At 65.3% G+C, this 23,669-nt stretch carries 19 protein-coding genes; 12 read left to right on the forward strand and 7 right to left on the reverse strand.

Annotated elements, in window-relative coordinates:
* Window positions 1-64 precede the first annotated feature (64 nt).
* The gene (locus tag GUV69_RS18905; protein ID WP_164205212.1) at window positions 65-1,423 is read left to right on the forward strand and encodes an ABC transporter substrate-binding protein; all 1,359 of its coding nucleotides are present in this window, start codon (window positions 65-67) and stop codon (window positions 1,421-1,423) included.
* Between the two features lie 273 nt (window positions 1,424-1,696).
* On the forward strand, window positions 1,697-2,494 hold the full coding sequence (locus tag GUV69_RS18910) for a hypothetical protein (protein WP_164205214.1): 798 nt from the start codon (window positions 1,697-1,699) through the stop codon (window positions 2,492-2,494).
* A 97-nt stretch (window positions 2,495-2,591) separates the two neighbouring features.
* Here GUV69_RS18910 and GUV69_RS18915 read toward each other — a convergent pair whose 3' ends face one another.
* Complete coding sequence (locus GUV69_RS18915) at window positions 2,592-4,439, reverse strand: HNH endonuclease signature motif containing protein (protein ID WP_164205216.1); 1,848 nt, start codon at window positions 4,437-4,439, stop codon at window positions 2,592-2,594.
* A 246-nt stretch (window positions 4,440-4,685) separates the two neighbouring features.
* A complete protein-coding gene (locus tag GUV69_RS18920; RefSeq protein WP_164205218.1) occupies window positions 4,686-6,701 on the reverse strand; it encodes a beta-galactosidase in 2,016 nt (671 codons plus the stop codon).
* 174 nt (window positions 6,702-6,875) lie between these two features.
* Here GUV69_RS18920 and GUV69_RS18925 point away from each other — a divergent pair, with 174 nt between their 5' ends.
* The 5 genes from GUV69_RS18925 (at window position 6,876) to GUV69_RS18945 (ending at window position 12,084) form a co-directional block, all read left to right on the forward strand.
* On the forward strand, window positions 6,876-8,159 hold the full coding sequence (locus GUV69_RS18925) for an ABC transporter substrate-binding protein (protein ID WP_164205220.1): 1,284 nt from the start codon (window positions 6,876-6,878) through the stop codon (window positions 8,157-8,159).
* Between the two features lie 45 nt (window positions 8,160-8,204).
* A complete protein-coding gene (locus GUV69_RS18930; protein ID WP_164205222.1) occupies window positions 8,205-9,173 on the forward strand; it encodes a carbohydrate ABC transporter permease in 969 nt (322 codons plus the stop codon).
* On the forward strand, window positions 9,170-10,087 hold the full coding sequence (locus tag GUV69_RS18935; protein ID WP_164205224.1) for a carbohydrate ABC transporter permease: 918 nt from the start codon (window positions 9,170-9,172) through the stop codon (window positions 10,085-10,087). The genes GUV69_RS18930 and GUV69_RS18935 overlap by 4 nt, the downstream gene beginning before the upstream one ends.
* Before the next feature lie 26 nt (window positions 10,088-10,113).
* On the forward strand, window positions 10,114-10,758 hold the full coding sequence (locus GUV69_RS18940; RefSeq protein ID WP_164205225.1) for a Poxvirus protein I5: 645 nt from the start codon (window positions 10,114-10,116) through the stop codon (window positions 10,756-10,758).
* A gap of 66 nt (window positions 10,759-10,824) precedes the next feature.
* Window positions 10,825-12,084, forward strand: coding sequence for an MFS transporter (locus tag GUV69_RS18945; protein WP_164205227.1), 1,260 nt, complete (start codon window positions 10,825-10,827; stop codon window positions 12,082-12,084).
* A 20-nt stretch (window positions 12,085-12,104) separates the two neighbouring features.
* On the opposite strand, the gene GUV69_RS18950 is transcribed toward GUV69_RS18945, so the two are convergent.
* From GUV69_RS18950 to GUV69_RS18965, 5 genes are all read right to left on the reverse strand, one after another.
* A complete protein-coding gene (locus GUV69_RS18950) occupies window positions 12,105-12,692 on the reverse strand; it encodes a hypothetical protein (RefSeq protein ID WP_164205229.1) in 588 nt (195 codons plus the stop codon).
* 109 nt (window positions 12,693-12,801) lie between these two features.
* On the reverse strand, window positions 12,802-14,001 hold the full coding sequence (locus tag GUV69_RS18955) for a Gfo/Idh/MocA family protein (RefSeq protein WP_431197115.1): 1,200 nt from the start codon (window positions 13,999-14,001) through the stop codon (window positions 12,802-12,804).
* A gap of 384 nt (window positions 14,002-14,385) precedes the next feature.
* Window positions 14,386-14,544, reverse strand: a complete 159-nt coding sequence (locus GUV69_RS22880; RefSeq protein WP_167525102.1) for a hypothetical protein — start codon at window positions 14,542-14,544, stop codon at window positions 14,386-14,388.
* A gap of 24 nt (window positions 14,545-14,568) precedes the next feature.
* Window positions 14,569-15,972 (reverse strand): FAD-binding oxidoreductase, encoded by a 1,404-nt coding sequence (locus tag GUV69_RS18960; protein ID WP_208786674.1) that lies wholly within the window; start codon window positions 15,970-15,972, stop codon window positions 14,569-14,571.
* 140 nt (window positions 15,973-16,112) lie between these two features.
* A complete protein-coding gene (locus GUV69_RS18965; protein WP_164205231.1) occupies window positions 16,113-17,126 on the reverse strand; it encodes a LacI family DNA-binding transcriptional regulator in 1,014 nt (337 codons plus the stop codon).
* 141 nt (window positions 17,127-17,267) lie between these two features.
* On the opposite strand from GUV69_RS18965, the gene GUV69_RS18970 reads away from it, so the two are divergent.
* The 5 genes from GUV69_RS18970 to GUV69_RS18990 all read left to right on the forward strand — a co-directional run bounded on the left by GUV69_RS18970 (window position 17,268) and on the right by GUV69_RS18990 (window position 23,519).
* Window positions 17,268-17,615 (forward strand): L-rhamnose mutarotase, encoded by a 348-nt coding sequence (locus GUV69_RS18970; protein ID WP_164205234.1) that lies wholly within the window; start codon window positions 17,268-17,270, stop codon window positions 17,613-17,615.
* Between the two features lie 122 nt (window positions 17,616-17,737).
* Window positions 17,738-18,904 carry an L-rhamnose isomerase gene (rhaI, locus tag GUV69_RS18975; protein ID WP_164205236.1) on the forward strand — a complete coding sequence of 389 codons (1,167 nt, stop codon included), beginning with the start codon at window positions 17,738-17,740 and terminating at the stop codon, window positions 18,902-18,904.
* Window positions 18,905-18,908: 4 nt separating this feature from the next.
* Window positions 18,909-20,948: a bifunctional aldolase/short-chain dehydrogenase gene (locus GUV69_RS18980; RefSeq protein WP_164205238.1), complete on the forward strand. Its 2,040-nt coding sequence runs from the start codon at window positions 18,909-18,911 to the stop codon at window positions 20,946-20,948.
* Window positions 20,945-22,429: a rhamnulokinase gene (locus GUV69_RS18985; protein WP_164205241.1), complete on the forward strand. Its 1,485-nt coding sequence runs from the start codon at window positions 20,945-20,947 to the stop codon at window positions 22,427-22,429. The genes GUV69_RS18980 and GUV69_RS18985 overlap by 4 nt, the downstream gene beginning before the upstream one ends.
* A gap of 94 nt (window positions 22,430-22,523) precedes the next feature.
* Window positions 22,524-23,519 carry an acetylxylan esterase gene (locus GUV69_RS18990; RefSeq protein WP_164205243.1) on the forward strand — a complete coding sequence of 332 codons (996 nt, stop codon included), beginning with the start codon at window positions 22,524-22,526 and terminating at the stop codon, window positions 23,517-23,519.
* Window positions 23,520-23,669 lie beyond the last annotated feature (150 nt).

The raw sequence follows: 23,669 nt of genomic DNA on the forward strand, positions 1-23,669 counted from the left end.
TAGAACAAGAAAACGCTTTCTCATCCATTCCTCCTCACGAGATCAAAGAAGATCGGAGTACCCAGTGCCTCTTTTTCCCCGCTCTGACGCTGCTGTCAACCAAAGTCCGGCAGCTGCGTCGCCCTCCGGCGCACGCCGCCGCTTCCGTAAGACAGGCGTGGTAGCCGCGGCAGCCGCCGTCGTCATAGCCCTTAGCGCCTGCGGCGGGGGAGCCGCCCCGCAGAGTGACGGCGGACCCGTTGAACTGCGCTTCTCCTGGTGGGGGAGCGACAAGCGGGCCCAGGTCACACAGGCCGCCATCGCCGCCTTCGAGGCAGAGAATCCCAACATCAAGATCAAGCCCGAGTACGGCGACTGGAGCGGATACTGGGACAAGCTGGCCACCCAGGTTGCTGCCAACGATGCCCCGGACATCATCCAGATGGACGAGAAGTACATCACCGAGTACTCAACCCGCGGTGCGCTCCTGGACCTCTCCAAGTACGAGATCGACACGTCAAAGCTTGACGAGGCAGCCCTCAACGCCGGCAAGAGTGAGAAGGGCCTGACGGGCATCGCGGCCGGCATCAATGCCGCCACCATTCTGGCCAATCCGGAAGTCTTCAAGGCCGCCGGGGTTGAACTCCCGGACGACACGACCTGGACCTGGGACGACTTCGCGCGCATTTCCGCCGAAGTGACCGCCAACTCGCCGAAGGGCACCTACGGTGCCGCCGCCTATGGCACGGATGAAGCCTCGCTCGGCGTCTGGCTCCGGCAGAACGGCAAGTCCCTGTACACCTCCGACGGCAAGCTCGGCTTCGAGCCGGGCGACATCGCCGGGTGGTGGGCAAACCTGAAGGAGCTCAGCGAGAACAAGGCTGTGCCCACGGCGTCTGAGGTTGTGGAAGCCGAGGCCGCCCCGCTCGATCAGAGTGGCCTGGCCGTCGGCAAGAACGGGCTCGCGTTCTGGTGGTCCAACCAGCTGCCGGCACTGGAGAAGGCTGCGGGTTCGGACCTGCAGATCCTCCGCTTCCCGTCCACCACGGGCAAAGCTGCCGACGCGCAGCTCTGGTACAAGGCTTCCCAGTTCTGGTCGGCTTCATCGCGCACCAAGCACCCTGAGGAAACCGCCAAGTTCATCAACTTCCTGGCCAACAGTGAAAAGGCCGGCGAGGCCCTGCTGGCAGACCGCGGTGTGTACCCCAACTCGGACGTCCGCGCAGCGATCGAGCCGAAGCTCACCCCCGCCGATATCAAGGTGGTCAAGTTCATCGACCAGATCAAGGATGAGCTCGGCGACGCTCCCGCACCGCCGCCGAAGGGCGCCGGCGCCATCCAGGAGATCGTCAAGCGTTACACCTCCGAAGTCCTCTTCAACCGACTCTCCACTGACGACGCGGGCAAGAAGGCACACGACGAAATGAAGTCCGCAATCAGCTAAGGAGCGCGCCAGTGCATCCCTCCGGGCGCCTCTGACGGGACCTGGGGCGCATGCAGGAAGCGTACGACGGCGGGTTGTCACCACTGCCCCGGCCGGAACCTTTGGGTTTCGGCCGGGGCAGCCGTATTTAAGGACGTTGCCCCGCAAGAGTGCTTCTTGAGACCGGGTCGACAGTGCCCGCGGAGTCGTGGCGGGTTTGCTGGCTGGATGTGGCCATAGACCGGAAGCGGTGCGCGTGATCCACTTGGTGCACGTCACATCATTGGGGGAAACATGAAGGCATCCAACCGGCTGAGCAGGCGCGCTGTGGCGCCCGCAGCACTTTTGGCGTTAGCGCTCCTGGCGACGGGTTGCGCCGAAGGTGTGCCGGGAGGAGGTACGACGCCGCAGACGTGGACTCTTTCAGCTCCCGCCGAAACCGGCGTACCCACTGCACCCGCAGACGCTTCCTCGCCGTCGGGGCAGGCCTCGGGTGCACCGGTGCAGGCGATCGCCATTCCTCTGGGTAAGCGTGTTGACTATGTCGAGGCCAGGTTGCCGATCAACGGATACTTCGCAATGCCGGGTATGGAAATTACGTATGACGCCTCAGAATCCGTGGGTGTGGTCATAAAGTACGAATGGGACCTGGACGGGGACGGAAGCTACGACCGGACCACTAACGCTCCGGTCCTCAAGCACACCTACGCCGCAGAATTTGAAGGACTTATGATTCTCCGGATCACCGGCATTGCCGGTGGTACGGACACGTTGGAGACGCCAGTTCGCGTCAGCACTGCACCGTCGCACCCGCGGCTGGCAGCGCCGTCTAATGTCCGTGTCGAAGTTCTCTCTACGGTGGGGCGGATCAGTGAGGTCAAGGTCAGCTGGGAGTCTGCTGATCCGGCGGTGTACCGGTGGGGAGTGACCATTGACGGCTACCCGGCAGGCGTCGTTGAAGGATCGGCCCGCTCAGTCAACGTGACAGAGGTACATCGCGAAAAGGATGTCCTGATTGAGGTCCTGGGCTTTACGTCCGACGGTGCCATGGGGGAGCGGGCGGGCCCGGTCCTGGCCGCAGCGGCCGAGTAGTGGTCTGCTCCCCGAATTCCTGGTGATACCGGATTCCCACCCACTGGAGTGATTGTCGTGTGTTCCGGCGGCATGCCACTTAGGCGTGGACCGGTGCTTATTCGCGTGGGGGTGGTTTGAAGTAGTGGTTTTGTTGGGGTTTTTGGGTGGGGTCGATGTGGCGTGGGGGTGTGAACCAGGGGGTGCCGTTGGTGGTGTGGATGGTCCATTGTTCTTTGTGGATGAGGTGGTGGTGGTGTGAGCAGAGGAGGACGCCGTTGGTGGTGCTGGTGGGGCCGTTGTGTGACCAGTAGGTGATGTGGTGGGCTTCGCACCAGGGTGCGGGGATGGTGCAGTTGGGGAAGGTGCAGCCTTGGTCGCGGGCGGTGAGGGCGAGGCGTTGGGCGGGGGTGAAGAGGCGGGTTTTGCGGCCGAGGTCCAGGATTTCGCCATGGGTGCCCAGGAGGGCGGGGATGATGTCGGCGTCGCAGGCGAGTTTGCGGATGGTGGCGGCCGCGGCGGGTCCGGTGAAGATGAAACTCCCCTTGCCTGGGCCCGGGTCTGCTCCTGTGCCTGTGCCTGTGCTGGCCGGACCGGTGTCGGTGCCGGTTTCCGGGGCTGGGAGGTGGGGGAGGAGGTCCTGGTAGTTGATGGTGGCGATGATTTGGGGGCGGTTCCCGCCTGCGGTGGGGAGTTTGTTGGTGGTGAGGGCTGCTTTGAAGGCGGTGATGATGCCGTCGAGTTGTTTTTGGGGCCGGGTGCGCCGGTCCAGGTCCACGTTATTGTCCTGCCACACGCCGGTGTCCTGCCGCCCGCCCTGCCTTGTCCCGTCGGGGTTTCCCATGCTGGTGGTGGGGTGGGTGCGGGGGTTGGTGGCGGCGTTCATGATGGTGGCGAAGTGTTCGTATTGGTCGGTGGTGGCGAAGATTTCGAGGTGGTGCAGGCCGTGGCGGGGTTTGCGGATGAACGCGCCTTGGGTGTGGCGGAGGGCTTCTTCGGTGGGTTCGGTGCCGTCGGCGTCGAGGGTGTCGGCCCAGCGGCGGGCGAGGCGGGCGAGGAAGTCGGGGTCGGTGGTCGCGGCGGCGCGGGTCAGGTCGTGTTCGATCCGGTCCAGGGTCTCGGCGGTGGTGTGGTGTGTGAGGCGGTCCAGGGTGGCGCTGATGATGGTCCCGGCCCGGGAGGACATCACGGGCCCGGACCCTGCCGGGAGCTCAAGGGGGTTCAGGGTTTCGGTGCCGGGGTCTGTCGTGCCGCTGGTGGGGGTGAGGGCTGCGGCGAGGTGTTCGCGGGCCGGTGGCAGGGTGTCGCCGGTGAGGGTGGTTTCGGGGAGGATGGCGTGGGCGAGGTGGAGGCGGCGTTTGGCTTCGCCGCCACCGATCCGCAGCCGTAGACGGAGGAATTCGGCGGTGTTTTTGCAGCCGTCGTCTGCCGGTGATCCGGACGCAGGAGCAGGAGTGCCTGTGCCGGCGGGCCAGGCTGCGTCGGTTTCGGTGACGGTTTCGATGCCGGTTTCGATGCCGGTGCTCTCCCAGCCGGTGGTCCAGGACCTGACCGCCCGGGTGGCAGCGGCGTCGGCGATGGCCTGGGTGCGGGTGCGGTCCACGGCCCCGGCGGAGAGGATCTGGAGGTATTCCACGGTCCGGGAGAGTTCTTCGGTGAGGCCGGCGTAATCGGCGGCCTCCACGTGGGAGGCCAGGGCCAGGTGGGCCGGGGCTGCGGCGGCAGCGGCGCGGACGACGCCGATCGCCGCCGCCAGACTCGCCGGCGCAGCCACGGCAGAAACGCTGCCGTTCCCCGTGAGTTGCTCCGTCAAAGCCTCCATGGGAATACTCTGCCGTGAGGCACTGACATTTAGGCCGGGGCCGGGAATGCCGGCCCGGGAACACTCGTCAGCTGTGGAGGCGGCGCGCAATTGCACGGCGGAAATGCTGCCGTTCCCCGTGAGCTGCTCCGTCATAGCCTCCATGGGAATACTCTGCCGTGAGGCACTGACATTATTGCCGGCGTCGGGCATTCCGCCTCGGGAACACTCGTCAGTTGCGGAGGCGGCGCGCAATTGCACAGCGGAACGGCTGCCGTTCCCCGTGAGCTGCTCCGTCAAAGCCTCCATGGGAATACTCTGCCGTGAGGCACTGACATTTAGGCCGGCGTCGGGCATTCCTTCTGGAAGGGGGACCGGAGAGCGTTCGGAAGCCCCCGGTAACCCTTCGAATCAGTCCTCCGCGATCACCGCAACTGAGCCGGCCTCAACCGTCCCCGCGAACGCCGAACCGGTCAGCAGGTCAATGCCCGCAGCCTCAACGGCGGCAGCAGACCGGGTGTGGTTGATGGCGAACAGGTAGCTCCCGCCCGAGTCGGCGCGGCGGCGCACGAGCTCCACCCCGGCGTCGGCCGCAGCAGCGGGGGCAACTCCGGATTCGGCCAGCAGCCGGTCCACGAGCGCCTCGATGCCGGCATGGTCCGGGAACGTCGCCAAGTACCAGGCAGTACCGGAGCCGGCAGCATGACGGGTCAGGGAAGGCACGCCCTCCAAGGGATATTCAGCAAAAGTCTGCACGGCCTCGGCCCCGGCAAGATGGACGTGCTCACTCCAGATGCTGGACACGCCGCCGTCGCTCAACTTCAGCTGGCTGCCAGCCAACAGCGGATGGAATTCCTCCACCCGAATGCCCAGCAGGTCCCGGAAGGCACCCGGGTAGCCGCCGAGCCGCACATGGTCGTTCTGGTCCACGATTCCGCTGAAGTACGTCACCAGCACCGTCGCGCCGGCGGACGCAGCAGCCGCGATGTTGGAGGCGTCGGCATCGGACACAGCGTACAGCGTGCATACCAGCACCAGGTCGTAGGCCTCAAGCGGGGCTGAAGGATGCACCATATCCACGGATACGCCCCGCAGGAACAGCGACCGGTGGAAGGCCCGCAGCAGGTCCAGGTATCGGACGTCTTCGCTCGGCTTTGAATCGATTTCGCTTGCCCACCAGGCCTCGTAGTCGAACACGATCGCCACGCGCGATTCCACTCGGGATCCGCGGACCGGCGCAAGCCGCTTCAGGGCGGCGCCGAGTCCCACTACCTCGCGCCACACCCGCGTGTCCCGGCCGCCGTGGGGCACCATCGCCGAGTGGAATTTCTCGGACCCGGCGAAGCTTTGCCGCCACTGGAAGAACATCACGGCGTCTGCGCCGCGGGCCACGTGTGCCAGCGAATTGCGCAGCATCTCGCCCGGCAGTTTGGGCTGGTTGCGCGGCTGCCAGTTGACGGCCGACGTCGAATGTTCCATCAGGATCCACGGGTCCCCGCCCGCAATTCCCCGGGTGAGATCCGCGCTGAATGCCAGTTCGATGTGCCGTTCGGGATCCGCCGCCACGAGGTAGTGGTCGTTGGCGATGACGTCCAGATCCTTCGCCCAATCGAAGTAGTCCAGAGCTTTGGTGGCGCTGGAGGCCATGAGGTTGGTGGTAGCCGGAATGCCGGGGGTGACCTCCCGCAGGACCGACACCAGTTCCCGGTAATAGTCCATCAGGGCCCACGAGTTGAACCGCTGGAAGTCCAGTTGCTGGCCCGGATTGAGTGTTGAAGGCGCGACGCCCGGCGGCAGAATCTCTTCAAAGGAACCGTAGTTCTGGGACCAGAACGCCGTTCCCCACGCTGAGTTGAGGGCATCGATGCTGCCATATCGCCGCTCCAGCCACGCCCGGAAGGCCGCCGCGTCCTCGGCTCCGTAGAACTCGGAAACGTGGCAGCCCAGTTCGTTGTCCACATGCCAGAGCGCCAGAGCGGGGTGGTTTTTGTACCGCTCGGCGATGACGCGGGTAATGCCGCTGGCGTACCGGCTGTAAACGGCCGACGACGGCGTGTAGTGCCGCCGTGAGCCCGGTCCCAGCACGCTCCCGTCAGCCGTGACGGGGAGGATTTCCGGGTGCCTGCGGACCAGCCACGCCGGCGGTGCCGCCGTTGCCGTAGCCAGGGCCACCTTGATTCCGTAGGCGGCCAGGTTGTCCATTACCTCGTCCAGCCAACCGAAGTTGTACTGGCCTTCGGAGGGTTCCAACAGAGCCCAGGAGAAAATCCCGACGCTCAGGAACGTGACGCCGGCTTCCTTCATCAGCTCGAGGTCTTCGAGCCGGACGTTGACCGGCCACTGCTCCGGGTTGTAATCGCCGCCGTAAGCGATCCCTTCCACGTTGCTCCAGATACTGGCGGGGACGGAATTGCCTTGCATGGTCATTGGACTCCTTCGTCTGCGGGATGGACTAAACGTATCGCAATAACGGCCGTGGGAAAACGCTTGCCCAATCCGGGGAATGCCCGTATTGTATCGATTCAGAAAGCGTGTAAGCCAGCTCACAACCTCCAGTTGCCGGAGCGAATGGTTTTGCACAACCCGAGCAAGGAGGCTCTTATGATCAGCAGAAGAAGTTTCATCACCACGGTAGCGATCGGTTCGGCATCGGCCGCGGCTCTGGCGGCCTGCGGCTCACCCGCAGCGAGCCAGACGGGCTCTGCGGAGAACCCCGTCACCATCAACTACACCTGGTGGGGCAACGACGACCGCGCCGAGCGAACCCGCAAGGCGATTGCCCTCTTCGAGGGGAAAAACCCGGACATCAAGGTCAACGGCAACTTCACTGACTTTGCCGGCTACTGGCAGAAGCGCGCCACGGAGGCTGCCGGCGGCGGCCTGCCGGACGTGATGCAGTGGGACCTGTCCTACCTCCGGGACTACGGCCAGCGCAACCAGCTCCTGGATCTCGGCACCGTCAAGATCAACACGGACGCCTTCGAGAAGTCCCTTCTGCCGTCCGGCCAGATCAAGGGCAAGACCTACGGCATCCCCACCAGCACCAACGCGTTCGCCGTCTATTACGATCCCGCGAAGCTGGCCTCCCTGGGCATCCCGGAACCGACCGGCAAGTGGACCTACAAGGACTACAACGCGTTCCTCGCCGAGGTGGGGGCCAAGGGAAACGGTGCACTGTTCGGCGCCACCGATTACACCTCCGTCTGGTGGATGTTCAACATCTGGCTGCGCCAGAACAACATCCAGGCCTTCACCGAGGACGGCAAGCTCGGCTTCACGAAGGATGACCTCAAGAAGTGGTGGAACGTCACCGCCGAGCTCCGCGGCACCCCTGCCATCGTCTCCGAAGAACGCGTCACCCAGCTTGCTCCCAAGTCGCCGTTCGGCTCAAACGTCACCGGCTCGGAAGTCACGTGGGACAACTTCATGGCCAGTTACCTCGGTGACAGCGGCGCCAAGGAGCTCAAGCTCGTCCCGGTTCCGTCGGATGACGCGGACAACCTGGGCCTGTTCCTGAAGCCTTCCATGCTGATGGTGGCCAGCGCCAAGACCAAGTACAAGGACGCTGCTGCCCGATTCATCGATTTTATGGTCAACGATCCCGAGGTGGGTCAGATCTTCAAGACCTCCCGCGGGGTTCCCGCCTCCAAGACGCAGCGGGACGGCACCACTTTCGAAGGGACCGACAAGCTGGTTGTTGACTACGAGAAGTCCATCGAGCAGTACCTCAAGGATGCCCCCGAGCCGCCCATCGTCGGTTTCGGCACTCTCGAGTCGTCGTTCAAGCGCGTCGCCTCCGATCTGAACTACGGCAAGCTGACCGTGGACGGTGCAGCAGACGCCTGGTTCAAGGAAGCCGAAGACCTCATCAAGCAGAACGCCTGAGCAGCGTATTGCCTGCCCGACGCTCATAACTGACGGACTGAAATCGTGACTCAAAGCCCAACCCTGAGCAGGCGCCCGCCGCGCTCCGCTCCTTCGCAGCCCCGCACATCGCGCCGGCCCAGGTCCAAGCGGAGCGGGGCGGACGCCCGCGCCGGCTACACCTTCCTCTTGCCCTGGTTGCTGGGATTCATCGCCCTGACTGTGGGCCCGATGATTTCCTCGCTGTACCTGTCCTTCACCAACTACAACCTCTTTGACGCGCCCAAATGGATCGGGCTGGATAACTACGTCACCATGTTCCAGGACGAGCGGTTCCTGCAGTCCGTGGGCGTAACCGTGGGCTATGTAGTCTTCGGTACCCCGCTCAAGCTCGCGGCGGCACTGGCGGTGGCGATGCTGCTGAACAGTGCGCGCAAGGGCCAGGGTTTCTACCGCTCGGCGTTCTACGCACCGTCCCTGATTGGAGCGTCGGTCTCGATCGCGATCGTGTGGAAGGCGATGTTCGGCGATGCCGGCCCGGTGGACCAGGGCCTGTCCTTCTTCGGCATCAACCTCGGCGGCTGGGTGGGCAACCCGTCCATGACCATGGCCATGTTCATCCTGCTGACCGTCTGGCAGTTCGGCGCCCCGATGGTGATCTTCCTCGCCGGCCTCAAGCAGATCCCGGCGGACCTCTACGAGGCGGCGTCGATGGACGGTGCCGGCCCGGTGCGGAAGTTCTTCAACATCACCTGGCCCATGCTCTCCCCGGTTGTTTTCTTCAACCTGCTGATGGAAACCATCCACGCGTTCCAGATCTTCAGCTCGGCCTACATCATCTCCAACGGTGAAGGCGGCCCGGCCGGTTCCACCCTCTTTTACACGCTCTACCTGTACCTGCGCGGCTTCTCCGATTTCCGGATGGGCTACGCCTCGGCGATGGCCTGGCTCCTGGTCGTCGTGGTCGGCGTTATCACCCTCATCTTCTTCAAAACCTCCAAGTCCTGGGTCCACTACAGCGGTGATTCTAAATGACAGCTTTGGCAACCCCCACCCAGTCCATCCCGGACGACCAGGTGCCGCACTACAACCCCAAATCCGAGTCGGCCACGGCCAAGCGGGTCAAGAGCACCATCTTCCACATCGTGGCCCTCGCGCTCACCGCAGTCGTCTTGTACCCGGCATTGTGGATGGTTGCCTCAGCCTTCAAACCCAACGCCGAGATCGGTGGCGCGAACACGTCGCTGTGGTCCAACAACTTCAGCTTCGATAACTTCGTGACGGCCATGGACGGGATCGGCGGGGTCTCCACCCTGCAGTTCTTCACCAACTCCCTGGTCCTGGCCATCGGTGCCGTCGTCGGCACCATCCTCTCCGCGTCCGTCTCGGCCTACGCCTTCGCCCGGATCAAGTTTCCTGGCCGCAGCATCTTCTTCGGGATGATGATCGCCACCCTGCTCCTGCCCTTCCACGTGGTGATCATTCCGCAGTACATCGTCTTCAACCAGCTGGGCCTCGTGGACACCTACGTTCCGCTGCTGATCGGCAAGTTCCTCGCCGCTGACGCGTTCTTTGTGTTCCTCATGGTCCAGTTCATGCGCAACCTCCCGGCAGAACTGGACGAAGCGGCAAGGATCGACGGCGCCGGCCACGTCCGGATCTTCACCGCCATCATGCTCCCGCTGATGAAACCGGCCCTGATCTCCACCTCGATCTTCTCCTTCATCTGGAGCTGGAACGACTTTTTGGGCCCGCTCCTCTACCTGAACACCCCGGAAAAGTACCCGCTGCCCCTGGCCCTGCGCCTCTTCGTGGACCAGACCCAATCCTCGGACTACGGTGCCATGATCGCCATGTCCGTCCTGGCCCTGCTCCCGGTGCTGATCTTCTTCCTCGTCTTCCAGCGCTACATCGTCGAAGGCGTCTCCACCCAGGGCCTCAAGGGCTGACGGCAACGGAAATCGGATACAGAAAAATGAGCATCATGGACAGCACCAGAGCCGCCTCCGACCGGAGTGATCCCATCCCGGTGAACCGCTTCGCACTCTTTTCCGAGACCCTCCTCGCCGGGCTGCTGGTGCTGGTGCTGTCCGTTCCGCTGGTTACGATCCCTGCCGCGTATGCGGCGGGGATCGCCCACCTGGAACGGCATCTTTCGGGACGCGACGATTCCGTCCGTTCCCTGTGGACCACCTTCCGCGCTGCCCTCCCCGGCAGTTGGAAGCTGGGAATCACGACGGCGGGAGCCGGCGTCGTGATTGTCCTTAACCTGTTGCTCGCAACAGTGGGGCAGCTGCCGGGCAGTGCGGTGGTCCTTCCGGCCACGCTGGTCCTGGCAGTGGCCGGCGCGATCCTGCTCCTGCGCACTGCAGCTGCCTGGCCTGACGGTCGCGATTCCGCCGTTCCCGGCGGGGGATCCGCTGCGCCGGGAGCATGGCACTCGGCCATTAGTACCTCTAAAGCGTTGACGCTGCGTGACTGGACGGGCTCGCTCCTTCTTGCCGCGGCGCTGTTCGCGTCCGTGGTCTTTGTCTGGATGCTCGCAGCCCTGTTTGTGGTGGTTCCGGGCACGCTGATCCTGGCGGCGGCTGCGGTCAAAATGCGGTCCGCCCGCGCGTAGGAACTTGTTCTATCCGTCTCCAACCTCTTACGAGACCTTTCCATCACTAGCGAGTTGAGCCCAGTCGTGTCTTCCGACCGCCCGCAGTCCGCAGAATCCCTTCGTTCACCTCAGCCGCCGGTCCGGTGGTACCACCCGCTGACGCAGCATAACTACCGCTTGTTCCTGGGCATGACACTGGCCGGCAGCATGGGCGTGTGGATGCAGCGGCTGGCCCAGGACTGGCTGGTGCTCCAACTGACCGGCAGTCCTGCGGCGGTGGGTATCGCCGTCGCTCTGCAGTTCCTCCCCATGCTGATCGTCGGCCCGCTCAGCGGCCTGCTGGTGGATATCTTCCCCAAGCGCAGCATCATGATGGCCTGCCAGTCGGTGATCGCGCTGCTGGCCATCGGCCTGGCGGCCTGGGTGGCCAGCGGCAACATCACCGTGTGGGCCGTGTACGGAAGCTGTGTGGCGCTGGGCGTGACGTCGGCCATCGATGGGCCGGCCCGCCAGGTGTTCGTCAACGAGGTGGTGGGCGACGCCGGGCTGAGGCCCGCGATCGGCGTCAACAATGCTATCGGCCAGTTCGGTGCCATGCTGGGGCCGGCACTGGGCGGGGTGGTCATCGCGCAGGCGGGATCTGCCGCCGCCTTCGCCGCCAACGCCGTCCTTTCGCTGCTGGTGCTGGGCATGATCGCCGCCGTCCGCCCGGCGCTCCTGCACGCCAGCGCTCCGGCATCGCGCGGACGCGGTCAGCTGCTGGCGGGATTCCGGTACGTCCGCGAGCGGCCATCGCTGCTCCTGATCATTACCTTGGCCGGGCTGCTGGGGGCATTCGGGATGAACGGGCCGGTGGTCCTTTCAGCCTTCGCCGAACGGGTCTGGCACAACGGAGCGGCAGGGTTTGGCCTCTTCAATACGGTGAGCGCCGCCGGCGCTCTTGCCGGCGCACTCCTGGCTGCCCGGCTGAAGACCCTTGGCCGCAAGGGAATCGTCGCCGCCGCCGGCCTTTTTGGGCTCTCGCAGCTGATCGCCGCACTGATGCCCACGCTGGTTCTCTTCGTCGTGATGCTCGTCGTGGTGGGCCTGATGACCCTGCTATTCCTGACCAGCGCGGCCACGGCCGTGCAGCTGGAAGCCGGCCCCGAAGTCCGGGGGAGGGTGATGGCGCTCTACCTGCCGCTGCTTCTGGGCGGGCATGCCCTCGGCGGGCTGCTTGCCGGGTGGCTGACGGAGGAGTTCGGGGTGCGGACGGGACTTGTTGTCACCGGTGCGCTGGCGATGCTGTCCGCGGCCGCCGTCGGACTCTTGCTGTGGCTGAACTCGCGCCGCTCCCGGAGGTGACCATCAAGAGCGGCTGGCTGTCACCGTGCAGGTTCCATGCTCAGCCCTAACCACCACGAGTCGCCCCTCGTCTGTGAGATGCGCAGCGTTGTATCGAAACCTCCGAGGACCCCATCAGCGGAGCAGCTAATGTCGCTGCTGTTCGTATACGTGAGCCTGCAGTACCGGTCCTCAATCACCAGCCTGCCCTGCCAGCCGCTGCGCCGAATGACCTCTTCCAGGTCCGCCCGCTTCAGTGCGAGGAGACCGGGGCCGGACCATTGGCGGTACAGGGATGGGCAGGGGGCCGTGACGGCGCCGCAGGGCAGGAAGGCGGTAGCGCGGACTACTCTCCCTCCCCTGAAGTTCTCGTCGTTGCCGGGCTCGAACCGCTCAGGGACCGCGAGCTCATCCGCAATAGTCAGCATCGCGTTGGTTTTGGCGGTCTGGATGAACCCGCTGGCGAGAAGCCAGGCCCCGATCAGCAGGGCGGAAGATATTCCGACGACTACGGCACGAAGACGCTTCTTCTTTCGGGCAAGGACCAATGTGATAACGCCGGCAAGCACGGCGAGGAGAACAGCCACAACCGTATCGAGGAAGCCGACCGAGAAGTTCGAGTAATCCATGGGCGTGTCCTTTGTCCTGGGACAGCTGTCCTTGGACAGCACCCTACAGGCCGCTTCAATGCCTCCGCCGCCGGTCTCTATCCAGGCAGCGGCCAGGAAGCAGCCGCTGTCACGGTGCAGCCCAAGGCAGCCCCAGTTCGCTGAACGTCGCATGCTCCTGGGTGGCACGCTTCAATGCCTCTTCGATCCCCACCACCACGGCGTGTGCATCGTCGCCGTCACCCTCCCAGCGGACGTACTCCGGCTGGATCAGGGTGGGTTCGGGGGCTGTGCGGATCGCTTCGAGGACCAGCATAAATGCGCCGCTGTCCGAGATAGGGCTGATCAGTTCGGCGTCCCCTCCACGGTGCGCGATCAGGTTCTCGGTGAGATCGTCCCTGCCAAAAGTGGTCTCTGACTGCCCTTCTGCCGTTGTCACGACGAGGCGGTCCTCGGTGTAGTGGAAAACTGCCGTGCCTGCCGAGCCCTGCAGGGTCACGTAGGGTTCTACGGATTCGCTGGCGCAGATGGTCAGGGCGCAGGTGATGGGCAGCCCCGTAGTGGTGCGGATCCGGATTACGGACGTGTCATCTGATTCGATGTCGTTGGCGCGGTAGAGATCGGTTTCCACAGAGGCGACATCAGCTTTGGTGCGCGCCCCCGCAATCCGCAGGGCAGTTGCCACCGCATGGGCCAGCGGGTTGGTGGCGACGCCGTCCACCACATCGATGCCGTCAATACTGCGCTTCCCCGCCCACCGGGAGCGCGTGTAGTACGCGCGGGGACGAACCCAGCGACCGGTCGCGGAGATGCCCTCAAGGATGCCGATGGTTCCGTCAGCGACGAGCTCCCCGATGGCGGCCAGGGCATGCGATCCAAGGCTCTGGAAACCGATCTGCACTGCCCGCCCGGAGGCCGTGGCCGCATCAAGCAGCGTGTCGAAATCTGCCAGCGAAGCAACCGGAGGCTTCTCCAGGTAGAGGTCGGCCGAGGTGTCCAGGACCGCAAGGCCCAGTGGCGCGTGGGTCTGGATGGGGGTGGCCACAATGATGACGTCAAGGTCCGGTGCACCCGACAGGAGTTCAGCCAGTCCAGGGAAGACCGCTGCGGCCTCCGGAACGGATCCCGGTTCCGGTGGCTGGGGATCAGCCACTGCCACGAGGTCGACGACGCCGGCCTCCTGCAGGCGTTCAAGGTTCCGCAGGTGGTGCGTACCGAAGCCGTGGACACCTACCAGCGCCACCCTCGCCGGCGTCGTCGGCCTGCCGGTCAGGGGAGTGGCGGGCCTGGCCTGGACTGTCGACGGCATTGCGGGGGCTGACGATCCCATGGTGCTCCATTCCTGCCCGGGAGGGCGCAAGGGGTTTGCTTCCCAACCTTTGGGCAAGCGCTTTCCCGCATCCAGTGTGCAGCAAAGCCAGGGCGGTCGTCCAGTGTGTCTTACAGGCCCCGCCCCACCGGTCCACCCCCCCTTGCCGTAGCCCGCATGACCGGCCCTCGCCCGCATGGCCGGCCCTCGCCCGCATGACCGGTGCTCGCCCGCATGACCGGTGCTGCCCGCATGACCGGCCCTCGCCCGCATGGCCGGTGCTGCCCCACCCCGTTTGAGCGGGGCAGGGCCGCTGACGTTTCCGGGCGGAGGCGGAATCTGTGCCGCGATCTGTGTAGGGGGAGGCGCGACGGGCCGGTTGCGCGCAGGCTTGTTGCCCGCCGGCTACCCGCCGAGCGGGGCTGCCCAGTTGCCGTTGCGGCCGCTGCCGCCCGTCTGGTACTTGCCGCAGCGTGCGCATTGCCGGTACCGGCCGCCGTCGTCCGTGGTTTCAACATGCCAATCGTGACGCACGTTCTTTTTGCAGAGCAGCATCTTGAGCACGACGTTCTCCGATCCGTAAGGACCTTAGTCGGGCTTGATGTTCTGGTTGAGGCGGAAGAAGTTTGTGGGATCGTACTTGCGTTTGAGGGTCTTGAGCCTGTCGTACTTGGCGGCACCGTACGCCTGCCTGACGCGCTCCTCACCCTCTTCCATGAGGAAATTCACGTAGACGCCGGTGTGATGGGGTACCAGCGCCGACCAATAGTCCCGGGCCCACTGCCGCTCAGCATCGAAACCATCGGCGGTCTTGCTGTTGCCGTTGATGTTGAAGGTAAACCCTGCCTGGCGTCCGTTGAACGCGGTGGCATCGTTGCCAACCCGACCCACGGCACCGCCCAGCTGCCACATGGCCACGCTGGTGACGGGTGAGGTGATGCGCAGCCCGTATTCGGTGGCGATGTCAATGACGTCGTCGCTGAGGCCCGAGACATCGCAGGACCTGACGTAATACGACCAGCCGTGCGGGAACGAGGGGTTGAACATCTTCTGGTGCTCCAGGAACGGCTTCGGCCGGCAAAGATCGAGCACGGGGGACCCGAATTCCTTCAGCGGGCGCATGACCCGTTCGCCGTCATCAACCGATCCGGAATAGCATCCGACGATTGCGATAACGCGCTTGCCCACCAGTTCGGGCGGAACGATCGGCAGCGCCGGTGCCTTCCGCTGGATCGCGGCGGTCATAAGCTCATCAGGGCAGTCTGCGATCCAGTCACGATAGAAGCGCAACACCTCCGGGGCGTCCTCCATGGCCCAAAACACCGGCCCGGCCATCACCTGGGGACCCACAGGGACAAGCCGGAACTCGAACTCGGTGACGATGCCGAAGTTCCCGCCCCCGCCCCGCACGCCCCAGAAGAGGTCGGCGTTGTGATCCTCGCTGGCCGTGACCAGCTCGCCGTCCGCGGTGACAAGATCAACGGACACCAACTGGTCGATGGTGAGTCCGTGCTTGCGCATGATCCAGCCGATGCCGCCGCCCAGGGTCAGGCCTGCCACGCCGGTATGGGTGACAATTCCCGAAGGAACGGCCAGCCCGAACTCCTGCGTCTCGCGATCAAGCTCTCCAAGCAGAACACCGGCCTGGACGCGCGCCGTCCGCGCCTCCGGATCCACACGAATCCCCTTCATCAGGCTCAGGTCGATCACCAGGCCGTCGTCGCAGACGGACAGTCCCGGGAAGCTGTGACCGCCAGCGCGGACGGCGGTCCGCAGGCCCCGGGAACGTGCCAGCCGCAGGGCGGCGCGAACGTCTGCGACGCCGGCGCAGCGGGCTATCACGGCGGGCCGGCGATCAATCGACCCGTTCCACACCTTGCGGTGATCGTTGTAGCCGGCATCATCCGGGCGGAGGATTTCGCCCCGAAAGGATGCCTGCAGTTCGTCGACGGCAGTGCCGTCGATCTCCACGCTTTGTGTCACTGGAATCACGGACCTCTCGCTCCTTCCAGCAGAGTCCCACAGTGCTGCGGGGCCTGACAAGAGGAAACTGTGGCCGTGCGGCGGGACGCGGAAAGCCGGCACAAGCTAAGGCTAACGGCCTCCCTGCCGGGTGTCGGCGGCTGCTGTTTTTAGGCCCCGCCAGTGCTCTGGCGCACCACCAGTTCGGGGGTGAAAATGACGGCCCTGTGTTTGGGCTGGTCGGATTCGAGTTCCTCAGCCAGCAGTTCAATGGCCGTGCGTCCCAAGGCTTCGGTGGGCTGGCGGATTGAGGAAAGCGGTACGACGGCGGAGTCTGCGAAGTCGATGTCGTCGTAGCCGATCAGGGCGACGTCGTCGGGAATCCTTAGCCGGTGGGTCATGGCGAGAGACTGCATCACCCCGAGGGCCAGGAGGTCGTTGGCGCAGAAGATGCCGTCCGGGAGGTCCTCGAGCCCACGCTCCACCAGCATGTTTCCCACGCTCCGTCCGGCCAGGACGCTCTGTCCGTCGGAATCGAGGACTTCCAGCGTGGCATCGTGTTCCTCCTTCACGGCGCGCTCCGCGCCCTGAAGACGGTCGGCAATCTGGCGGATGGACGCCGGGCCGCCAACAAAGGCGAGCCGACGGCGGCCGGTATCCAGCAGGTGCCGGGCAGCGAGGTAACCGCCGGCGTCGTCGTCCACTGAAACCGAACTGTACTTCTTCTCATCGGCGAGCCGGTCCACCAGGACGGTGGGGACGCCCCGCTCCCTGAGCTGGTCGATGCGGGCAGTCACGTCACCGACCGGGGAGATCAGGAGGCCCTGTACCCGCTGTTCCTGGAAAAGGTCGATGTAGTTGGATTCGCGTCCCGCGTTGTGGCCACTGTCGCCGAGCAAAACGGCACTGCCCTGGAGGGCGGCGGCGTCCTCTGCGGCGCGCACCACCGAGGTGAAAAACGGGTTTCCGACATCGAGCACGATCAGCCCGATAGTCCTGCTGTGGCCGGCACGCAGCTGGCGGGCGGCGTCGTTGCGGACAAAGCCCAGCTCATCGATGGCCCGCTGCACCCGTTCCTTGGTCCGGGGCGACACCCTGTCCGGGTAGTTCAGGACGTTTGACACCGTGCCGACGGCCACCCCGGCATGGTTGGCGACGTCCTTGATGCTGGCTGAGCGATTCATGGTCCTCCGTACCTCTTGGCCTGCAATGCTTCCTGCTCCAAGACTACGGCCGGAAATTGCTTGACACCCTCTTGCCTCCAGAGTACTTTGAATCGTAACAATGAAACGATTCAAACAGGGCAAAGTTCACGAGAGGTCCAGATGAGAGTGTGTTTCCGCGCTTCGGTTATGCCGCAGCAGATCGATGAATACCGACGGCGGCACGCAGCCGTGTGGCCGGACATGCTGCAGGCGCTGGAAAGCGCCGGCTGGCACAACTACTCGCTTTTCCTCGGTGAGGACGGGCTCCTTGTTGGCTATCTCGAATGCGACGACTTCGACGCCGTCCGGGCCCGGATGGCGTTGACCGAAGTGAACGCCCGGTGGCAGGCGGAAATGGCAGCACTTTTCGACAACCCGGACCAGGCACCCGACGAAGGGTTCCGCGTCCTTGAAGAGGTCTTCAACCTTGATGACCAGCTGGCGGCGGCGGAGTCCACCGCACGCTGAATTCACCGGCACCCGCGGCAGGGCCGCAATACCTTGCAGCACGCGCAGGCAGCAGTTACGAACCACAGCTTCTTAACCACAGCGGTTATCGACCGCAGAACCACAGACTGAAAGAACACATCATGAATGACGTAGCAACGGCGCTGGGCAGGCTCGGGGAGCTTGCCATCGAGGTCCCTTCGTGGGCGTATGGAAATTCAGGCACTCGGTTTAAGGTGTTTGGCACGCCGGGCACCCCGCGGACCGTGCAGGAGAAGATCGCGGACGCGGCCAAGGTCCATGAGCTGACCGGGTTGGCCCCCACCGTGGCCCTGCACATTCCGTGGGACAAGGTGGATGATTACGCGGCGCTGAAGGAGTATGCGGCGGGCCTCGGCGTCGGTTTGGGCACCATCAACTCCAACACGTTCCAGGATGACGAATACAAGTTCGGTTCACTGACGTCCTCGAACGATGCTGTGCGGCGCCGGGCCATCGCGCACCACCTGGACTGCATTGAGATCATGCACGCTACCGGTTCGAAGGATCTGAAGATCTGGCTGGCGGACGGCACTAACTACCCGGGCCAGGACGACATGCGCGGACGCCAGGACCGGCTGGCGGAGTCGCTGCAGGAGATTTACGCGGGCCTGGGTGAGGACCAGCGGCTGGTGCTGGAGTACAAGTTCTTCGAGCCGGCTTTTTATCACACCGATGTTCCGGACTGGGGCACGTCCTACGCGCAGACGCTGGCGCTGGGCGAGAAGGCGTTTGTCTGCCTGGATACCGGCCACCACGCGCCGGGCACCAACATCGAGTTCATCGTGATGCAGCTGCTGCGCCTGGGCAAGCTCGGGTCCTTTGACTTCAACTCCCGCTTCTACGCGGACGATGACCTCATTGTGGGTGCGGCGGATCCGTTCCAGCTGTTCCGCATCATGTACGAGGTCATCCGCGGCGGAGGCTTCGGGAAGGATTCCGGTGTGGCGCTCATGCTGGATCAGTGCCACAACCTGGAGGAGAAGATTCCGGGCCAGATCCGGTCGGTCCTGAACGTCCAGGAAATGACGGCCCGGGCCATGCTGGTGGACACCACTGCATTGGGTGAGGCGCAGCGTGCCGGCGATGTCCTGGCCGCGAACGGCATCTTCAACGATGCCTTCTACACAGACGTCCGGCCCCTCCTGGCCGACTGGCGTGAAGAGCGCGGCCTGCCCGCGGACCCGATGGCCGCGTTCAAGGCCAGCGGTTACCAGAAACAGATCAACGAGGACCGCGCAGGCGGCCAGCAAGCCGGATGGGGCGCCTAAGAGCATGAGCAACAACAAGACTGTTGAAGACCTGATTTCCCGTTCCAACCGCCTGGGTGCGGACAAGCGCAACACCAACTTCGCCGGCGGCAACACCTCGGCCAAGGGCACCGCGAAGGACCCGGTGACCGGCGAGGACGTCCAGCTCCTCTGGGTGAAGGGCTCCGGCGGGGACCTCGGCACGCTGACGGCACAGAACCTTGCGGTACTGCGCCTGGACCGGTTGAACGCGCTGAAGAACGTCTACCCCGGTGTGCATCGTGAAGATGAGATGGTGGCCGCTTTTGATTACTGCCTGCACGGCAAGGGCGGCGCCGCGCCGTCGATCGATACCGCCATGCACGGCCTGGTGGACGCCGCGCACGTGGATCACCTGCACCCGGACTCCGGCATCGCGATTGCCACCGCGGCGGACGGCGAGGCCCTGACCACCAAGATCTTCGGCAACAAGGTCCTCTGGGTGCCCTGGCGCCGCCCCGGCTTCCAGCTGGGCCTGGACATCGCCGCGATCAAGGAGACAAACCCGCAGGCCATCGGCACCATCCTGGGCGGCCACGGCATCACCGCCTGGGGCGCCACGTCCGAAGAAGCCGAAGCCAACTCGCTGTGGATCATCGAACAGGCCGAGAACTACATCAAGGACAACGGCCGCCTGCAGCCGTTCGGCCCGGAACTGCCCGGCTACGGCGCCCTGCCGGAGGCAGAACGGCGTGCGAAGGCCGCAGCCCTCGCCCCGGTGATCCGCGGCCTTGCCTCCACGGACAAACCGCAGCTGGGGCACTTCAGCGATGACGCCGTCGTCCTGGACTTCCTCGCAGCCGCCGAGCACCCGCGCCTGGGCGCCCTGGGCACGTCCTGCCCGGACCACTTCCTGCGCACCAAGGTCAAGCCGCTGATCCTGGACCTGCCCGCCGACGCCCCGGTCGAGGACTCCATCAACCGGCTGAAGGAACTCCACACCGCGTACCGTGCGGATTACCAGGCCTACTACGACCGGCACGCCGACGCCGACTCCCCGGCCCTTCGCGGTGCGGACCCGGCCATCGTCCTGGTCCCGGGCGTGGGCATGTTCTCGTTCGGGGCGACCAAGCAGACCGCCCGGGTCGCCGGTGAGTTCTACCTCAACGCGATCAACGTGATGCGCGGCGCCGAGGCCATCTCCGCCTATGCCCCGATCGAGGAATCCGAGAAGTTCCGGATCGAATACTGGTCTCTCGAGGAAGCCAAGCTCGCCCGGCTGCCCAAGCCCAAGTCCCACGCCACGCGCATCGCACTGGTCACCGGTGCCGCCTCCGGGATCGGCAAGGCGATCGCCACCCGGCTGGCGTCCGACGGCGCGTGCGTGGTCATTGCGGACCTGAACCTTGAAAACGCGGAAAAGGTCGCCGCGGAACTGGGCGGACCCGACGTCGCCATCGGTGTCCAGGCCGACGTGACCGACGAAGCCCAGGTCGCCGCCGCCATCGACGCGGCTGTGCTGGCGTTCGGCGGGCTGGACCTGGTGGTCAACAACGCCGGCCTGTCCATCTCCAAGCCGCTGCTTGAAACCACCGAGAAGGACTGGGACCTCCAGCACAACGTCATGGCCAAGGGCTCCTTCCTGGTGGCCAAGGCCGCGGCGAAGGTCATGATCGGACAGGACATGGGCGGGGACATCATCTACATCTCCTCCAAAAACTCCGTGTTCGCCGGCCCGAACAACATCGCCTACTCCGCCACCAAGGCAGACCAGGCCCACCAGGTCCGGCTCCTCGCGGCCGAGCTGGGGGAATACGGGATCCGCGTCAACGGCATCAACCCCGACGGCGTGGTCCGCGGCTCGGGGATCTTCGCCGGCGGCTGGGGCGCCAAACGCGCCGCGGTCTACGGCGTGGACGAGCAGGAACTGGGCAGGTACTACGCCCAGCGCACCCTGCTCAAACGCGAAGTCCTGCCCGAGCACGTGGCCAACGCCGCCGCCGTGCTCACCAGCGCCGAACTGTCCCACACCACCGGACTCCACATCCCCGTGGACGCCGGCGTCGCCGCAGCCTTCCTCCGATGAACACCGGCGCAACCCGTGCACAGGCGGGTATCGACGGCGGCGTGTTCGCCGCCGTCGACATCGGTGCCTCCTCCGGCCGGGTCATCCTCGGACGCGTCAGCGGATCCGACGTGGAGCTGGAGACCGTGCACCGGTTCCCCAACGGGGTGGTGGAGCTCGACGGCGGTCTCCGCTGGGACTTCGACGCCCTGTTCGCCGAGGTCCTCACCGGGCTCGCTGCCGCGGCCAGCGCGGCCGGGGAGCGCGGCGAGACCATCACCAGCATCGGGATCGACACCTGGGCGGTGGACTACGGCCTGGTCACCAAGGCCGGGCAACTGACAGCGCAGCCGTACAGCTACCGGGATGACCGCAGCCGCGCCGCCGTCGCCCCGGTGCACCAGAAACTGGACCCTGCGCGGCTCTACGGCACCACGGGGCTGCAGTTCCTGCAGTTCAACACGATCTACCAGCTCGCCACCGAACCGGACCTGGAGGGTCTGCAGGCGTTGCTCATCCCGGACCTGATCGCGTTCCTGCTCACCGGAGTCCGCCTCACGGAATCCACGAATGCCTCCACCACGGGACTGTTCGACGCCGTCGCGGGGGAGTGGGCCACCGAGTTCCTCACCGCCCTGGGCCTGCCCAAGGACGTGTTCCCGCCGCTGATCGAGCCCGGCGAAACTGTCGGGACCCTGCTGCCGGACATCGCCGCGCGGACCGGACTGGCCCAGGCAACCACGGTGGTGGCCGTCGGCTCGCACGACACCGCCTCCGCCGTCGCCGCCGTTCCCGCCGTGACATCTGAGGGCAGCGAGGAGAACTTCGCCTACATCTCCTCCGGCACCTGGTCCCTAGTGGGGCTCGAACTGAAACACCCGGTCCTGACCGAAGCCAGCAGGAAAGCGAACTTCACCAACGAACGCGGCGTGGACGGCACTATCCGCTACCTGCGCAACATGGGCGGGCTCTGGCTGCTCAGCGAATGCCAGCGCACCTGGATCGCGGAAGGCTTCACCCAGGACCTCACCACACTGCTGTCCGCGTCTGCGGCGCTGCCCCCCGGCGGACCGCAGATCAACCCGGACGACTCCTACTTCATCGCCCCGGATAACATGCCAGACCGCATCCGCGGCGCCGTCCGCCACACCGGGGACATCCTGCCCGATGACCCCGCAGCGATCACCCGGTGCATCATGGACAGCCTCGCCGCCGGCTACGCCCGCACCCTGGCAGAAGCGGAGCGACTGTCAGGCCGCACGGTGAATGTCGTTCACATCGTCGGCGGCGGCTCGCAAAACAAGCTGCTCTGCCAGCTCACCGCCGAAGCCACCGGCAAACGCGTCATCGCAGGACCCGTCGAAGCCACCGCGCTCGGCAACATCCTCATCCAGGCACGGGCTGCCGGGAAGGTTAGCGGAGGGCTCCCGGATCTGCGGCGCCTGGCGGCTGCGTCGGCGGGCCTCCAGACCTTCACTCCGCAGCAGCTGTCCCGGTTGTGACTCCCAGTGGTTGGCAGGCCAGCGGATGCCGCGCGTGATTTGTATGACATAGGATCTCCGAAGGTATCCAGACGAGTAAGGACCGGACAGCACCATGCCCCTCTTTGACCTCCCGCTTGAGCAGCTCCGCGGCTACACGTCCTCCGTCGCACCGCCGCCGGATCTGCAGGACTTCTGGGACGCCACCGTCCGGGAGGCCAGGACCTTTCCGCTCACCGCGACGTTCGAGCCGGTAGAGAACCACCTGACCGTCATCGACACCTTCGACGTCAGGTTCGCCGGCTACGGCGGCGCACCGATCAAAGGCTGGCTGCACCTCCCGGCAAACCGTCCGGCCGGGAGCCGGCTGCCCGTCGTCGTGCAGTACATCGGTTATTCAGGCGGTCGCGGTCTGGTCAACCAAGACACTCGATGGGCACAGGCCGGGTATGCGCAGTTCATCATGGACACGCGGGGCCAGGGATACGGCGGGATCACGGGCGAGACTCCGGACCCTCACCCGTCCGCCGGTGACGTCGCCTATGCCGGGCTCATGACCCGGGGTGCCGGCAGCCGCGAGGACTATTACTACCGGCGCGTGTATGTCGACGCGTTCCGTGCCGTGGAGGCGGCGCAAGCCCACCCGGAGGTGGATGCGTCGCGCGTGGTGCTGGCCGGAATCAGCCAGGGCGGCGGCATCGTGGTGGCGGTGGCCGGACTGGCGGCCGGAAGGCTCGACGGCGTCATCGCCGCGCTGCCCGACGTCCCGTTCCTTCAGGACTTTCCCCGGTCCATCGACATCGCACCGCGCGGCCCCTATCCGGAAATCGCGGCCTTCCTGGGCCGGCACCGCGACCGGTACGAGCCGATGCTGGCGGTGCTGAACTATTTCGACGGCGTCAACCTCGCCCGGGCCGCCACCGCCCCGGCGCTCTACTCGGTGGCTCTGATGGACGATGTCTGCCCGCCATCCACCGTGTTCGCCAGCTTCAATGCCTACGGAACCGGGGCCGCCAAGGAGATCGAGGTCTACCGGTTCAACAACCACGAGGGCGGCCAGGAGCACCACTGGATCCGGCAGCTGCAGTACCTCCGCAAACTCCTGGGGTGACCGTCCGGCGCCGACCCTTACCCTCCCCAAGTAGGTAGCGCTATCTGTCGTTTCGAGCGCTCATAACGACAGATAGCGCTACCTACTTGGGGAGGGGCGGATTGCGGTGTGTGACGCCGCCGATTTTGCACGGGCCAAATCGTCCGGTTA

Origin of the sequence: [Micrococcus luteus] ATCC 49442 (assembly GCF_010367585.1) — a bacterium.
Lineage (GTDB): Bacteria > Actinomycetota > Actinomycetes > Actinomycetales > Micrococcaceae > Arthrobacter > Arthrobacter luteus_A.

What these genes read in the sequence shown, in the direction of transcription:
- GUV69_RS18985 (WP_164205241.1), top strand. Translation starts at nt 20,945, where the DNA reads ATGAACACCGGCGCAACCCGTGCACAGGCGGGTATCGACGGCGGCGTG.
- GUV69_RS18965 (WP_164205231.1), bottom strand. Translation starts at nt 17,126, where the DNA reads ATGAATCGCTCAGCCAGCATCAAGGACGTCGCCAACCATGCCGGGGTG.
- GUV69_RS18935 (WP_164205224.1), top strand. Translation starts at nt 9,170, where the DNA reads ATGACAGCTTTGGCAACCCCCACCCAGTCCATCCCGGACGACCAGGTG.
- GUV69_RS18950 (WP_164205229.1), bottom strand. Translation starts at nt 12,692, where the DNA reads ATGGATTACTCGAACTTCTCGGTCGGCTTCCTCGATACGGTTGTGGCT.
- GUV69_RS18955 (WP_431197115.1), bottom strand. Translation starts at nt 14,001, where the DNA reads ATGGGATCGTCAGCCCCCGCAATGCCGTCGACAGTCCAGGCCAGGCCC.
- GUV69_RS18980 (WP_164205238.1), top strand. Translation starts at nt 18,909, where the DNA reads ATGAGCAACAACAAGACTGTTGAAGACCTGATTTCCCGTTCCAACCGC.
- GUV69_RS18920 (WP_164205218.1), bottom strand. Translation starts at nt 6,701, where the DNA reads ATGACCATGCAAGGCAATTCCGTCCCCGCCAGTATCTGGAGCAACGTG.
- GUV69_RS18940 (WP_164205225.1), top strand. Translation starts at nt 10,114, where the DNA reads ATGAGCATCATGGACAGCACCAGAGCCGCCTCCGACCGGAGTGATCCC.
- GUV69_RS18990 (WP_164205243.1), top strand. Translation starts at nt 22,524, where the DNA reads ATGCCCCTCTTTGACCTCCCGCTTGAGCAGCTCCGCGGCTACACGTCC.
- GUV69_RS18910 (WP_164205214.1), top strand. Translation starts at nt 1,697, where the DNA reads ATGAAGGCATCCAACCGGCTGAGCAGGCGCGCTGTGGCGCCCGCAGCA.
- rhaI (WP_164205236.1), top strand. Translation starts at nt 17,738, where the DNA reads ATGAATGACGTAGCAACGGCGCTGGGCAGGCTCGGGGAGCTTGCCATC.
- GUV69_RS18970 (WP_164205234.1), top strand. Translation starts at nt 17,268, where the DNA reads ATGAGAGTGTGTTTCCGCGCTTCGGTTATGCCGCAGCAGATCGATGAA.
- GUV69_RS18925 (WP_164205220.1), top strand. Translation starts at nt 6,876, where the DNA reads ATGATCAGCAGAAGAAGTTTCATCACCACGGTAGCGATCGGTTCGGCA.
- GUV69_RS18915 (WP_164205216.1), bottom strand. Translation starts at nt 4,439, where the DNA reads ATGGAGGCTATGACGGAGCAGCTCACGGGGAACGGCAGCATTTCCGCC.